Genomic DNA, 14,228 nt, shown 5'->3' with positions numbered 1-14,228 from the left:
CTCGACGCTGTAGCCCCCACCCCCCTCATCGATCAGCGCAGCATGATAAACCTTGTCCGACTTACCCTCCTGAAAGAACAGCTGAATCGACCGCACCACCGTCATGCCCCAAGAATACCAAGCCCTCCGCCTGCATGGATCGGAGCGACCCGTCGCCAAACGAAGAGCGCACAAAAGGCCGCAGACGACCCCAACCCGGCGTACCTACGCACGTGGAGATTAGCGGAGCCACCCCCGGTCGGGCCAGTACAGCGCCCGAAAGCTGCAACCCGAGACTGAAGTAGACCTAGCAGGCCGGGGAAATTCTCGACGCGGGCCAGAGTGCGTCACTGGGCTTCGAGGCCGCGGAGCCAAAGCGAAGCTGTATCGGGCATACTGCGAGCTTTGGCGACAAAGGCATTCGGAGGCCAGGGGCGTGCTCTGGGTCGTTTGAGATTTTCTCCGGCCTGCTAACCGGGTTGGGGTCGCCTGCAGCCCGTGCGCGGTACCCCATCGGCACGCACCCCTCCGCACCCAGCCAACTCAGACCTCATCCCAAGCCGCAGTCCCCGCCACCGGCGTAGCCAGCAGCGCATCCACATCCTCCATCGTCAGCTTCTTCCCAACCTTCGTATCGCGCCCCAACGCCGACTCCGCGATCTTCCGCTTCTCGCTCCCGAGCTCCACCATCTTCTGCTCCACGGTGTGCTCCACCACCAGTCGGTAGACCATCACCGGCTTGTCCTGCCCGATCCGGTGGGCCCGGTCGGTAGCCTGGTCTTCAACCGCCGGATTCCACCACGGATCATAGTGGATCACGGTGTCCGCCTCGGTCAGGGTCAACCCGGCCCCGCCAGCCTTGAGCGAGATCAAGAACACCGGTGGCCCGCTCTTTTGCTGGAACTTGTTGACCAGCTCTTCGCGGTTGGTGGTCCCGCCGTGCAGCCACACGTACTCGATCTCCAGCTCGTCGAGCGTCTCCGCGATCAACTTCTGCATCTCGACGAACTGCGAGAACACCAGCGCCTTGCGTCCGGAGCCCACGCTCTCCGCGATCAGCTCGCGGAACGCGTCCATCTTGGTCGAGTTGGGCACGGCCGTGCCCTCGGGCAGCTTGAGCAGCCGGGGATCCGTGCAGACCTGGCGCAGCCGCGTGAGCGCGGCGAGGATCGTCATCTGAGACTTCTCCACGCCGACCTCGCCGATCCGCGTGTCGATCTCGGTCTTGGCGGCCTTGAGGATCCGGTTGTAGAGCGCCAGCTGGCTGCGCCCGAACTGCACGAAGATCGTCTGCTCGGTCTTCGGTGGCAGCTCCTGGGCGACGTCCTCTTTGCGCCGTCGCATGATGAACGGCCGGATCCGGGCGCGCAGGGTCTCGAGCGCCTTGTCGTCGTTGTCTTCGATCGGCTTGACGTAGGTCTTCTGGAATTCGCTGAGCTTGCCCAGGAAGCCCGGCGCCAAGAAGTCGTAGATCGCCCACAGATCGACCAGGTGGTTCTCGATCGGGGTGCCCGTGAGCGCCAGCCGGTGGTCGGCCTTGAGCTTCTTGGCCGACTTGGCCGTGCTCGTCGTCCAGTTCTTGATGTACTGGGCCTCGTCCAGGATCACGTAGCGGAACCGGATCTTGATCAGGTCCTCGATGTCGCGGCGCAAGATCGCGTAGCTGGTCACGACCACGTCGGTCTTCTTGAGCAGCCGGCGATTCTCGCCGCGATCGGCCCCGTGCCAGACCAGCACCGACAAGCTCGGCGCCCACTTCTTGACCTCTTGCCGCCAGACCCCGAGCACCGAGGTCGGCCCGATGATCAGCGAGGGCATGTCGCCGTCGGTCTCCTTGGCCTTGGCCAGCAGCGCGAGCGCCTGCACGGTCTTACCCAGACCCATGTCGTCGGCCAGGATCCCGGCCATCTGGTTCTCGTGCAGCTGCCACAGCCACGCGTAGCCAGACTTTTGGTAGTCGCGCAGCTTGGCCGTGAGCGCCTTGGCCTTGCGTGGAGCCTTGGCCGAGCGCTCGCCGGTCATGTTCTCCATCAGCTTCTTGACGTCCTTGGCGACCTTGGTCGACGGGACCTCTTGCAGCAGGCGCGCGAGGGTGCCGAGCTCGAGGGTGCTGACCTCGGCGTTGCCGGCCTTGTCGAACTGCAGGGACCCCGCGGCCTCGGCGATCGGCTCGAGGATCTTGGGATCCAGCTTGGCGACGGAGCCGTCGGCCAGCTCGACCCAGCGTCGACCCTCGTGCAGCCAGCGCAGCAGATCCCGAAACGAGATCAGCCCGGTCTCGCCCTCGACGTCGACGATCGCCTCGACGTCGAGCACCGACCCGCCAGCGTTCTTGACCGAGATGCTGGGCGACGGCGACTTGCTGCGCAGCTTGGGCAGCGCGGGGATCTTTTTCTCCCAGCGCTCGGGCAGCAGCGGCAACCCGGCGACGATGAACTCGATCGCGGTGTCACCCAGCGCCACGAACGACTCGTCGGCGTCACTCCAGCGCAGCTTGCCGTCAAACAGGATCTGGCGGGCGCGGGTCTCGGCCTCGATGTCCCGGTAGAACGCGATGCTCTCGTCCTCGCCGCTGGGACCCGTGACCGTCATGCTGTAGCGGGCCGACTCGGGATCGTGGCCGGTGACCGCCAGCGTGACGTTGTCGTAGCGAGCCGCGAGCGTGACCTCGATCTTGCTCGCGCCGCCCTGGATCGTGACGATGAAATTGTCGACCTCGCGCGAGTCGCTGGCGAGCTTGAACAGATCCCGCTGCGGCACGCCAACCGACTGCAGCGCCTCGCTGAGCTCGTCCATGTCCTCGGCCGCGACGCTCGCGTCCATCACGATCACTGGGCGCTCGGCGATCGCCGCGAGGGTCCACGGCGGGGTGTCGGGCACCAAGAAGATCTCGGCGGTCTCGGGCCACAGGAACCAGGTGGGTGCGCCCGCGATCACACGGCCCTTGTCGACCTCGAAGGTCCGCTCGCTGGCCTTGTGTTGCAGCAGCGCGCGCAGCTCGACGCGGTGATCTTTGTTGTGGGACTGGGCCTCGACGCGCAGGATCAGCGGCTCGCTGACGAACTGCAGCCGACCGACACCTTTAATTGCGACCGAGGCGTGACGCGCAAAATACAGCATGCCCGCCAGCGCGACGTCGTCGAGCACGTGCGCGCCGTCGTCGGTCTCATCGATCTCGTGGTCGAGGTAGTGCTGGATCAGCCGATCGACCTCGGCCATGCCCTGGCGCTTGCGGGTCGCCGCCGACACCGCTGAGCCGGCCCCAAACACGTTGACGTGCCAGACCCCGAGCCGCTGCTCGATCTGGTAGCGATTGCGGCTCTTGGCCTCGACGCTGGTGACCCACGGGTTTTGCGTGAGCGTGAGGTCCCCGCCCTCGAGGAATTGCTTGCGCAGCTCCATCGCGAGCGCGACCCCGTGGTGGCAGATCGTCTCCCAGCCGTCGGTGAAGGTCGGGCACGAGCAGCTGCACTCGAGCTTGTTGCCCTTGCCGCCCTTGATGACCGTGCGCTTGAGCGAGGTCGAGTGCGGGGCCGCGTGGGTGCCCTTGACCTTGCCGCGCACGCTGGCGCCGTTGACCACGAGATCGCTGACCGCGTCGTTCTTGAACAGCTCCTGGCCGGCCTTCATGGCCTTGGGGCTGGCGACGCGAACGAGGACCTCGGGGTCGAGGAGAGGAACCAAATTGTCGAGCTTGCTCAAAGCCTTGTTCCATCGGCAGGCGATCCACCATGACCGACCTTTGTCGTGTCACACCGGCGTCGCTCCGGGGCTCTGGAACCCGCACAGGCTGTCAGAGCCCGTGTGGGAAGTCCCCGCATGGTTCAGATTCCCCAAGTGGCGGAATCCAGACCCGATCGGACGCGCGATACCCCACCCGACATGCTCGGTGTGGGCGCTCGCGCAGTGGTGGGAGCTCTATCACGGAGATCGGCTTCGGTCTACACGCCCCGGGTACCTGACGGGCGGTCGCAGATCGGCCAAGGTCTGGTCCATGGGACGAGACCCCAACGCCGCCGAGCCCGGACCCGGAGGTCTCGATGGCCTCAACCCGGACGATCCGGGAGTCCGGCTGCTCGCCGAGGCCGCTCGCGGGATCGAGCCAACGGCGCTGCTGCTGGTCCACTGTGGTGATCTCCCGGGCTTGGCCCCCGGCGCGACCCGGCTGATTCTCGACGTGCGTGAGCGCACTGGCTCGCCGCATCACTGCATCCCGGATCTGGGACGCACCGACGCGGGCGCGGCTCTGCCAGCTGGCGACGCACGGTTCGAGGCAGCCATGGTCTGGCCGCGCGCGCACCTGGGCAAGGACTTCTCCGAGTCGTGCCTGGCCGTGGGCGCGCTCGCTCTGCGCGAGGGCGGGCACCTCTATTGTGCGGTGCGCAAACAAAAGGGTGGCAAGAGCCTCGGTAAGATCATGCGTGCGCTGCTCGGCGAAGACGCGGTCGAGGTCGTCGCCCGCGAGCGCGGCTATCACCTGTGGAAGGGCGTGCGTGGCCCGAATATGAATGTAGAGCTGGCCGCGGAGCTGAGCACGCGTCGCTATGAGATCCACGACGACGCGCTCGGGCAGCTGCGGCTCGAGAGTCGGCCCGGCGTGTTCTCTCGCCGCGAGCTCGACGGTGGCACGCGTGCGCTGCTCGGGGTCGCCGACGAGCTGCTGCGCCGCGAGGCCGAGCAACCGCGCGCGGTCCTGGATCTGTGCGCCGGGCTTGGAACCCTGGGGCTGTGGGCGGCGACGCGTCTCGAGCACGCCGAGGTGATCGCGGTCGAGAGCAACCTGCGGGCCTGCGCCCTGATCCGCGCCAACGCCGAGCGCAACGGCCTCGCGGCGCGGGTGCGGATCCACGAGCACGATGGACCGCCCGCCGAGGTCACGCCCGTGGACCTGGTCCTGCTCAACCCCCCGACCCACGCCGACGCCGACACGCTGCGACGCCTGTTCGACCTTCGCGGGTGGCTCCGCCCGGGTGGGTGCGTGCTGATGGTCGTGAGCCGACCCCACCGCGCCCTGCAGCTGCTGGCCGAGCTCGGGGCCGAGGTCGACGGGGGCGAGCGTGACGGCTTCTTCGTGCTGCGGGCGCGCTGGCCCTGACGTGCATCGTGCGCGGTGCGCCGCTCTACTTGATGCGACGGGTCTGCTTCGCGCGCTGGTAGTCGGTCTGCAGCGCCGAGATCCCGGCCGCGTAGATCGCCCAGAACAGCATACCTGCGATCAGCCCGGTCACGATCGCGGCGAACACTGGCGCCTCGACCCGGATCTCACGCAGCTCGCCGGCGGCCCGGCCCAGCGCGATGAAGAAGAAGAACAGCGCAAAGCTGGTGAGCACCGCCCGGATGATCTGCAGACCCGACAGGCGCGGCTGTTGGCCCAGGCCCGAGCGGTCGGACTCGATCCACTGCAGCAGCACGCGCAACCACGCGCCGATCGCCGGCAGCAGCAAGGCGCCGACCATGCCCGAGAGCCCTGACACCGCGAGCTCGAGCTCGTCGGGCCCAATGAGAGTCTCGCCCACGTGTGGCCGCATCCTACGAGCAATTGGACAGGCCCGCGACCTCGGCGTACTTCGAGCGCGTGACGGTCCGGGCGCGGCTGATGCTCACGGTGTGCGTGGCCACGGCCGCGTGCACGCACACGACGGTCGTGCCACCCGCCGAGCTGCGCGCCGACGCGCTGGCCACGGTCGGCGAGGGGCGCGGCGAGTCTCCGGGCTTGGTCGTCGCGACGGTCCGGATGAGTGATCCCGACGCCGCGAAGATCGAGGTCGAGGCCGGCGGCTACGCGGCGCTCGCCGATCACCGACCGACCGACGTCGACACCGCGTTCTTGTGGTTCTCGATCACCAAGCTGTTCACGGCCACGGCGATCATGCAGCTGCACGAGCGCGGCCAGCTGGACATCGACGCGCCGGTCAAAGATCTGCTGGGCGACGAGTTCGTGCTCGACGAGCCACGCCGCCGACCGATCACCGCGCGGGATCTTCTGAGTCACTCGAGCGGGCTCGGCAGCCCCTCGGTGTGGGCGGCCGCGGCCCCCGAAGGTCAGGAGCGCCGCACCGTGAAGGTCCAGCTCGCGGGGTTGCTCGAGCGCCACGGCCCGCGGCTGCGCTACCGACCGGGCACCAACCAGCGCTACTCGAACCTCGGCTACATGGTGCTCGGCCGGATGATCGAGGTGGCCGACGGGCGCGACTACGAGACCTACGTGAGCGAGGAGATCCTCGACGTGCTCGGCATGGATCACTCCGGGTTTCGCTGGGCGCCCCTGCTCGGCAACGCCGCGATCGGTCACGGACGCAAGGGCGGATTCTGGACGACCGTGGCCAAGTCCGTCGCCAACCCCGAAGTGTTTGGCCCGTCGTTACCAAACTGGATCACGACTGTGTACTTCGAGGTCGAGGGGTCGCCCTACGGCGGGCTGATCGGCACCGCGGGCGACCTCGCCAAATTTCTGGGCGCGCACCTGCACTACGGCGCCTGGGAGGGTCACCGGATCCTCACGGCCGCCTCGGTCCAGGCCATGCAGACGCCGCAGCTCGATCAGAACGGCCGGCCGCTGGACTACGCGCTCGGCTGGCACACCCAGGTGATCGAAGGTCAGCGCTACTTCAACCATATGGGCAAGGGCGGTGGTTACCGGCCCGAGGTGAGGATCTGGCCCAGCCACCACTACGGCGTGGTGATCTTGACCAACCGCACACGCTACGATCCCCGGCCGCTGAGCCAGTGCGTCCCGCCAGCGCCCGACCCCAGCCGCTCGGCCGAGTGACGGTCGGCCAGCCCTGCGTCAGCGGACGGGTTTGCCCGCCGAACACCCAGGCGCCTGGCTCGACAGCCTCGCCCGTGCGGCCGGAGCCGGCGCGGAGCCAGCCCCCAGGCGGCGGGGCTCGACCGCCAGTCCCCTCGGCTGGGAGCCAGTTCTCGACCGCTGCGAGCCAGTTTAGGCCCCCGGTGCGCCGTCCGAGCGGCCACTGCGGTAGGCGTGGCCTTGCGCGACCCCCATTGGTCGCGTATCGAAAGGGCCCGCCGTTGGGCCGCGTCAAACGCGATGCCCAGGCCGGTTGCCGCTGCTTATGTCTTCAGGCTCGAACGACAAGCCTAAATCCGCTGACGCGCCGTCGGCCGAACCCGCCAAGCCCGCCGCCTCGAAAGACGCGGCAGCGAGCCCGCGTGTGATCCGTGATGCGGAGGGCGTGATCGTGGGAGCCCGCGGCGCCGGTCCCAAGATCCTCGGCGTCATCGATCTCAAGGGTCTGCGCGGCAAGCCCAAGCCGGGCGCTGCAGGCGGTGCCGAGAAGCAGCCGCGCGGCGGCGGGCGCAAGCAAGAGATCATCATCGACAGCGGCGCTGGCGGCGACCAGCCCAAGGGTCGCGCGAGCGCTCGCAAGGCTCGGGAGGTCCGGTCCAGCCGCCGGATGCCGGGCCGGCGCGCGGCCCGGCGCGGCAAGCCATCCAGCGCCGGTACGGCCGAGATGGGCGCCGACAAGAAGCGCGTGCGCGTCGACGAGGCCATCTCGATCGGCGAGCTCGCCCGGCAGATGGGCGTCAAGGCGCCCAAGGTGATCCGCGTGGTGTGGGGCATGGGGATCCGCAACGCCACGGTCAACACCGGCGTCGACGTGGAGACCGCCGAGCTGGTCGCGGCCGAGTTTGGCTACCGGGTCGAGGACGTGTCGTTCGACGAGTCGGAGCTGCTCGACGGCGAAGACGAGATCGAGATCGGTGAGCTGCGGGCCCCGGTGATCGCGGTGATGGGTCACGTCGATCACGGCAAGACCACGCTGCTCGATCGTCTGCGCCGGGCTGACGTCGCCGCCAGCGAGGCTGGCGGCATCACCCAGCACGTCGGCGCCTACCGGGTCCGCACCAACGCGGGCCCCATGGTGTTCGTCGACACGCCAGGTCACGCCGCGTTCGCGGCCATGCGCGAGCGTGGGGCCAACCTCACCGACATAGCGATGATCGTCGTCGCCGCCAACGACGGGGTCATGCCAACCACGATCGAGGCCCTGCGCCAGGTCCAGGCCGCCGACGTGCCGATCCTCGTCGCGGTCAACAAGTGCGACCTCCCCGACGCGGATCTCGCCAAGGTCGAGCGCCAGCTGATGGAGCACCACGTGCTGTCCGAGACCTACGGCGGCGACACGCCGATCGTCTCGATCTCGGCCAAGACGGGCGCGGGCGTCGACGAGCTGCTCGAGCAGCTCGCCGTGCTCGCCGAAGTGCTCGAGCTGCGCGCCACCCCCGAAGGTCGCGCGACCGGGCTCGTGCTCGAGTCCCGGATCGATCGCGGCCGCGGCGTCATCACCACCATGCTGATCCAAAACGGCACGCTCACCCGCGGCGACATGCTCGTCGCCGGCGAGTCGAGCGGGCGGGTCAGCGCGCTGATCCCCACCGGCGATCTCGAGGACGACGAGCAAGACGCCGACGCCGAGTCAGACGCCGACAAGCCCAAGAAAAAAGCCAAGGCCAAGTCGAAGCCCAAGAAGCCCAAGGGCAAGGCGCAGCCGGCGACCGTGCAGACCAGCGGGCCCTCGACCGTCGTCGAGATCTCGGGGCTCGACGAGCCGCCGCCGGTCGGCATCGCGTTCAACGTGGTCGAGGACGACAAGGCCGCCAAGCAGCTCATCGCCCACCGCCGCGAGCAACGTCGCCGCCGCGACGGCGCCCGCTCGAGCGCGATCAGCTTCGCCGACCGGCTCGCCGCCGAGCGCCGCGCCGAGATCCCGACCGTCGCGCTGGTGGTCCGGGCTGACGTGCAGGGCTCGCTCGAGGCCGTCGAGCACCTCATCAACGAGATCCGCAGCGACAAGGTCCAGACCAAGATCATCTCGACTGGCGTGGGCGAGATCACCGAGGGCGACATCAAGCTCGCGACCACTGCCCGCCAGGCCGGCGGCAACGTCGTCCCCGCGATCCTCGGGTTCGGGGTCAAGGCCGGCAACAAGGCCAGCACCCTCGCCGACTCCGACGGGATCCCGATCCGCTGCGCCAAGATCATCTACGAGCTCAGCGACGCCCTCGAGGCCCTGATGCTCGACCAGCTCGCGCCCAGCTTCATCGAGCATCCGATCGGCAAGGCCGACATCCGCAAGCTGTTCCCGACCTCGAGCGGCAGCGTGTGTGGCTGCCGCGTGATCGACGGCAAGATCACCCGCAACGCCGGCATTCGGGTGCTCCGCGACGGCGCGGAGATCAACTCCACCAAGCTCGCCTCGCTGCGGATCGTCGACCGTGACGTCAAAGAGGTCGGCACCGATCAGGAGTGCGGGATCTTGCTCGTCGACACCACGGGCCTGCGCGAGGGCGACATCCTGCAGGCCTTCGAGCTCGAAGCCATACCGCCCAGCTTATAGGCGAGCTCGTAGGCCAGCCCGGCGTGGGTTCTCAGACCCCGCCGGAGGCCTTCCACATGCGGGTCAGATCTTTCGTCAGGTTCTTCTGGTGGGCCTCGATCGTGCCCCCGCCGATCTCCAACAGCTTCGCGTCCCGCCACAGCCGCTCGACCGGGAACTCTCGGCAGTACCCGGCCCCGCCCATGACCTGCATCGCCCAGTCCGCGCAGGTCTTCCCGACCGGCGCCGCGAACAGCTTGGCCGCGTCCGACCCCACGCGCGCCCGGTTGTCGGGCCCGAGATCCCGCGCCACGTTGTAGGTCAGGCACTTCGCCGCCTGCATCATCGCGTAGCCCTCGCCGATGTAGCGCTGGATCTGCCCAAACCGATTGAGCGACTCCTTGAACGCCCGGCGTTGGTCGGCGTAGTCGATCATGATCTCCACGCAGCGCTCGGCGATCCCGACGCTCATGGCCGCGAGCGTGAGCCGCTCGATCTCGAGGTTGCGCATCATGTGCGTGAGCCCGCCGCCCTCCTCACCGAGCAGGTTGCGGGCCGGGACCCGGCAATCCTCGAAGATCAGCTCCGACATGCTCGACCCGCGCATGCCGATCTTCTCGATGTGGTTGCTGGTCGAAAACCCTGGGCAGTCGCGGTCGACCACGAACGAGGTCAGGCGATCGTCGAGCTTGGCGTAGACCAAGAAGCAGTGACCCTCGGGGCCGTTGGTGATGTAGGTCTTGGTCCCGTTGAGCACGTAGTCGCCACCGTCGCGGACCGCGGTGGTCTTCATGGCCAACACGTCGGTGCCCGCGCCCGGCTCGGTCATCCCCATGCCAGCGATCCACTCGCCGCTCATGACTTTGTCGAGGTAGCGCTCGCGCTGCTCCTCGTTGGAGCAGTGGTAAAAGTTGTTCACGAACAGCATCGAGTGCGCGAGGTAGGCCAGGCAAAACCCCGGGTCGTACTTCGAGAGCTCGTGGTGGACGATCGTGGCCGCGACCGCGTCCATCCCGGCGCCGCCGTCGTCGACCGAGACCGTGATACCGAGCAGCCCCAGCTCACCCAGCTTGCGAAACAGCTCGACGTTGAGCTCGCCCTTCTCGTCGAACTGAGCCGCCTGCGGCTCGACCTCTCGGCGCGCGAACTCGGCGACGGTCTGGCGCAGCAGGCGGTGCTCTTCAGTAGGGTTGAACAGCTCGTCCGAGTGCTTGGACATCGGGCGTGAACATACCTCAGAAAATTGCGGCCACGAGCCGCGCCGCTGGGCGCTGGGGCGGTCTGAGCCGGGCGGCGTGGCCCGTCGCACGAGTGAGCTCGCTCCGGTCGTCGGTTTGGCATTATCGTGAGCGCATGGGCGACGAGCACGACGAGTACGACGACCACGACGGGGAGCCCACCGAGGACGCGCTCGAGGACGAGCTCGCCGACGCCACCCGGCCGCCCGCCACGCTGCCGATCGCGCTGACGCTCCCGGCCCTGGTGTTGACCGCGGCGATCGCCCTGCCGCTGCACCCCGACGGGTTCAGCTTCGCGCAGCTGCTCTACGTCGCGTTCCTGCGCAGCCCCCTCGAGGGCCTGATCATGTTGATCGGGTTCGGCTCACCGTTTTGCTTTGGGGCGATCGTGCTCGCGCTCGCCGGGCTCGGGGACCAGGTGCACCCGCGCCTCGCCGAGCGGCTGCTGGTCGCCAACTTGAGCCTGCTTCACGCGCAGCTGCTGCTCGTCGGGTTCATGCTGTGGTCCCGCGGTCAGGGCATGATGCCGCTCGCGCTGCTGGGATTCGCGGCGGTCAGCGGGGGCTACTTCATCCTGCATCACGCCCGCGAGGCCGCGGCGGCCGGTGGGATCGACGACACGGCGCAGTTCGTCCGCTCGGGTCCAACCCTGCGCTGGCTGGTGCGCTGGGGGGCCACGGTGATCGTCGCGGTGTGCGGGTGGATCCGCTTGCAGCTGTTGATCGGCGTGCGCCTGGGCTGGGCGATCGAGGTGATGCTGGCGGCCAGCGTCGCGATGACCGTGCTGCTCACTCGCAACCGCAACACGCCGTCGTGAGCGGGGCCCTGGAGTTCAGGGACCCGCGCCTACGACAGCCGCGCACGCTGGGGGTGGAGTGTTCGAAGCGAGGGAGTCTTGCGAAACCGCGAGTGCGGGCAGAGCTGGAGCGGGAGAGGCGTGCGCGGGGGGCAGCGTCACACCTCGCCCGAACCGGGGTCAAGTCAGTCCGCTGACCCGTCGCTGGAGGCTGGGTCTGGCTCGGCCTCGGCAGTCTCTGCGGCTTCGCCGTTGGTCTGATCGACTTCACTGCTGGGCTCGCTCGAGTCAGTGCTCGCCTGCATCCGCCTGGGGTCGCGGGCTTGCGCGCCCCGCTGCGTGCGACAGTCGTCGCACATGCGGTCCGTGGGCGGCTCGTCAGCGTCGGGATCCGCCGAGCTCAGCGACATTCCAGGGGCATATACCCACGACCCAGTGCAGCCCGCGACCTGACAGGGCATGACCTCGGCGCCCGCTGGAACCGGCGCGCCGCGAGTCGAGCTGATCACGAACTGGCTGCGAGAGCAGTCCTCACACAGCCGGATCGGATCCTGGGTGCGGCCCGCGAGAAAATCCTGCAGCTGCGCGCCGGTCTTGTAGGTCCAGGTCTTCTCGCAGTCGGGCCGACCACACGCGACCTCACGATCGCCGCGACCACGCACGAACTCGAAGCACCCGTTGCACATGCGCCGGGGCGGCTGTGGGAGCTCGGTGACGTGCTCCTGGGCGTCGAGGGCAGCCCACGCGCGCAGCTGGCCCTCGCGCTCCCACGACCAGGTGCTGGTGCAGCCGTGGACCTTGCACGGGATCGCGATTGGCTCGAGGTGGCCCATGCGCTCGAAGCAGCGCTCGCACAGCTTCTCGGGCGGACCGTCGTTGATCTTGCGCTTGCGCCGACGCTTGCGCTTGCGCTTCTTGCTGGGCTTGGGCTCGGACTCCGCTGCGACAGCCTCGCTCGCGGGCTCAGACGCCTCGGTGCTCGACGCCGGATCGGACGGCTCGGCGCTGGCCACTTCGGCCTCGCCACCAGCTGCAGCCTCACTCGGCTCGGCGCTGGCAGACGGCGCGTCCGCTGGCGTGTCTGCTGGTACGTCGGCGGGTACGTCCGCGACGGTTGCGATCTCGGACTCGGGCGGCTCGCTCGCGGGCTCGGCCGGCTCGTCACGCTTCGCGGCGGCAGCAGCAGCATCGGCGGCGGCAGCATCGGCCGCGTCGTCCTCGGCTTCTTCAGCTTCGATCTTCGCCTGCAGTCGCCGGACCCACGCGCGGTGGCGCAGCTGAGCTTGGCGCGGCCACAGCCAGGTGTTGCGACATTCGGGGATCTTGCACTCGAGCTGCGTGTCCTCGGTGGTCTTCTCTTCCTCGAAGCACGCGTCGCACAGCCGGTGGGGTGGCTTGAGCTTCTCTTGCCGCTCGCGCTGATACAGCTGCGCGCCGCGGCTCCACAGCCACGTGTTGGTGCAGTAGTTGTTGCGGCAGGGCATCGCCCGGTCTTCGATGCCCTCGAGCTGGGCGAGGTGCTCGGCGCACATCCGCTTGGGCTCGGGCTTTCCGAGCGAGCGGATCTGCTGGGTGCCGAACCACGTCCAGGTCTTGTCGCAGCCGGCGATCCGGCACGGCATCTCGCGGTCGGCGACGCCCGCAAACAAGCCCGCGGTGAGCGGCGCTTCGTTGCGCTGATCTCGGAAGCCGCCACCGCGGCCACCTGCGTCGCGCCGGGGTCCCCGGGAGTCGCGTCGGTCACGGTCACCGCCGCCGCGGTTGCCCCCGGGGCGATCCCGGTCGGATTTCTTTCCGTTGCGGCCGCTACGGCGCCGCTCGCGTTCCGGGCCCTTGCCCCCGCGAGCGGCGTCCTCGACCTCCGCTTTCGGTTCCTTGGTCGGGGTGTCGGCCATCTGCCCAGTATCTGTCTCAGGCGCGCCGCCGTCCAGGCCCGACTGTCTCGCTGCCAACGAGCGCTCCAGCACGCCGCGGCGCTCTTCCACGCGGGCCGCTCCAGCACACACCGCGCAGCAGGTGAAACAGGTTTGGCGTCTGTGCCGAACTCGAAGTGGGTGGCAGCACGCGGGCGGAGCGATCCGAGCACCCTGGCCGAAGTGGCCTATACTCGCAGCGCACCCCCCGTCTGGAGACCAAATGTCGATCGGAGCACTCGTCCTTCTCTCTACCGCCGTCGGCGGAGGGACCTACGCCTACGCAAAGGCCAAGAACGCCAGCAACGGCCAAGCCGTGACCGCGGGCGTCGCAACCGGCGCAGGAACCGCGGTGACCGCCGTGCTGGTCTCAGCCTTGCTGCCCTTCCTGGTCATCGCCGCGATCGTTGGAGTCCCAGCCGCAGGCGCCTACCTCTACCTCAACAAAGACAAGCGCAAGGCCTTGGGCCCTGGCAGCGACTATTGAGGACCCCCACAGGCGGCTTGGCACTTCGCGGTCACTCGCTTCGCTCGCTCCCAACGGGCTGGCTGTTTGCGAGCGCATGTGTGGCCCCCTGGAAGGGGGCTTCTTCTGTGACCCCCACAGGCGGCTTCGCACTTCGCGGTCACTCGCTTCGCTCGCTCCCAACGGGCTGGCTGTTTGCGAGCGCATGTGTGGCCCCCTGGAAGGGGGCTTCTTCTGTGACCCCCACAGGCGGCTTGGCACTTCGCGGTCACTCGCTTCGCTGGCTCCCAACGGGCTGGCTGTTTGCGGGCGCATGTGTGGCCCCCTGGAAGGGGGCTTCTTCTGTGACCCCCACAGGCGGCTTGGCACTTCGCGGTCACTCGCTTCGCTCGCTCCCATCGGGCTGGCTGTTTGCGGGCGCATGTGTGGCCCCCTGGAAGGGGGCTTCTTCTGTGACCCCCACAGGCGGCTTGGCACTTCGCGGTCACTCGCTTCGCT

General features: G+C 68.5%; 9 protein-coding genes. 5 read left to right on the top strand and 4 right to left on the bottom strand.

Annotated features, from left to right (window positions below):
* Positions 1-522: 522 nt before the first annotated feature.
* Positions 523-3,681: a DEAD/DEAH box helicase gene (locus ENSA7_RS25850; protein WP_106092015.1), complete on the bottom strand. Its 3,159-nt coding sequence runs from the start codon at positions 3,679-3,681 to the stop codon at positions 523-525.
* Positions 3,682-3,973: 292 nt separating this feature from the next.
* On the opposite strand from ENSA7_RS25850, the gene ENSA7_RS25845 reads away from it, so the two are divergent.
* Positions 3,974-5,074 carry a class I SAM-dependent methyltransferase gene (locus ENSA7_RS25845; protein WP_181234106.1) on the top strand — a complete coding sequence of 367 codons (1,101 nt, stop codon included), beginning with the start codon at positions 3,974-3,976 and terminating at the stop codon, positions 5,072-5,074.
* Positions 5,075-5,099: 25 nt separating this feature from the next.
* Here ENSA7_RS25845 and ENSA7_RS25840 read toward each other — a convergent pair whose 3' ends face one another.
* Complete coding sequence (locus tag ENSA7_RS25840; RefSeq protein ID WP_146158134.1) at positions 5,100-5,495, bottom strand: hypothetical protein; 396 nt, start codon at positions 5,493-5,495, stop codon at positions 5,100-5,102.
* 23 nt (positions 5,496-5,518) lie between these two features.
* Here ENSA7_RS25840 and ENSA7_RS25835 point away from each other — a divergent pair, with 23 nt between their 5' ends.
* On the top strand, positions 5,519-6,748 hold the full coding sequence (locus tag ENSA7_RS25835; protein WP_146158133.1) for a serine hydrolase domain-containing protein: 1,230 nt from the start codon (positions 5,519-5,521) through the stop codon (positions 6,746-6,748).
* Between the two features lie 403 nt (positions 6,749-7,151).
* Positions 7,152-9,338 (top strand): translation initiation factor IF-2, encoded by a 2,187-nt coding sequence (locus ENSA7_RS25830; RefSeq protein ID WP_181234105.1) that lies wholly within the window; start codon positions 7,152-7,154, stop codon positions 9,336-9,338.
* A gap of 31 nt (positions 9,339-9,369) precedes the next feature.
* On the opposite strand, the gene ENSA7_RS25825 is transcribed toward ENSA7_RS25830, so the two are convergent.
* Positions 9,370-10,536, bottom strand: a complete 1,167-nt coding sequence (locus tag ENSA7_RS25825; RefSeq protein ID WP_106092011.1) for an acyl-CoA dehydrogenase family protein — start codon at positions 10,534-10,536, stop codon at positions 9,370-9,372.
* Between the two features lie 134 nt (positions 10,537-10,670).
* Between ENSA7_RS25825 and ENSA7_RS25820 the strand changes: the two genes are divergently transcribed.
* Positions 10,671-11,372, top strand: a complete 702-nt coding sequence (locus tag ENSA7_RS25820) for a hypothetical protein (RefSeq protein WP_106092010.1) — start codon at positions 10,671-10,673, stop codon at positions 11,370-11,372.
* Between the two features lie 164 nt (positions 11,373-11,536).
* Here the strand turns inward: ENSA7_RS25820 and ENSA7_RS25815 are convergent, their stop codons facing one another.
* On the bottom strand, positions 11,537-13,246 hold the full coding sequence (locus ENSA7_RS25815) for a hypothetical protein (protein ID WP_106092009.1): 1,710 nt from the start codon (positions 13,244-13,246) through the stop codon (positions 11,537-11,539).
* Between the two features lie 241 nt (positions 13,247-13,487).
* On the opposite strand from ENSA7_RS25815, the gene ENSA7_RS25810 reads away from it, so the two are divergent.
* The gene (locus ENSA7_RS25810) at positions 13,488-13,751 is read left to right on the top strand and encodes a hypothetical protein (protein WP_052549235.1); all 264 of its coding nucleotides are present in this window, start codon (positions 13,488-13,490) and stop codon (positions 13,749-13,751) included.
* Positions 13,752-14,228 lie beyond the last annotated feature (477 nt).

Origin of the sequence: Enhygromyxa salina (genome assembly GCF_002994635.1) — a bacterium.
In the GTDB taxonomy this organism is placed as follows: domain Bacteria; phylum Myxococcota_A; class Polyangia; order Nannocystales; family Nannocystaceae; genus Plesiocystis; species Plesiocystis salina_B.
Note: the sequence above shows the minus strand (reverse complement) of the source record. Positions and strands in the feature narration are given on the sequence as shown.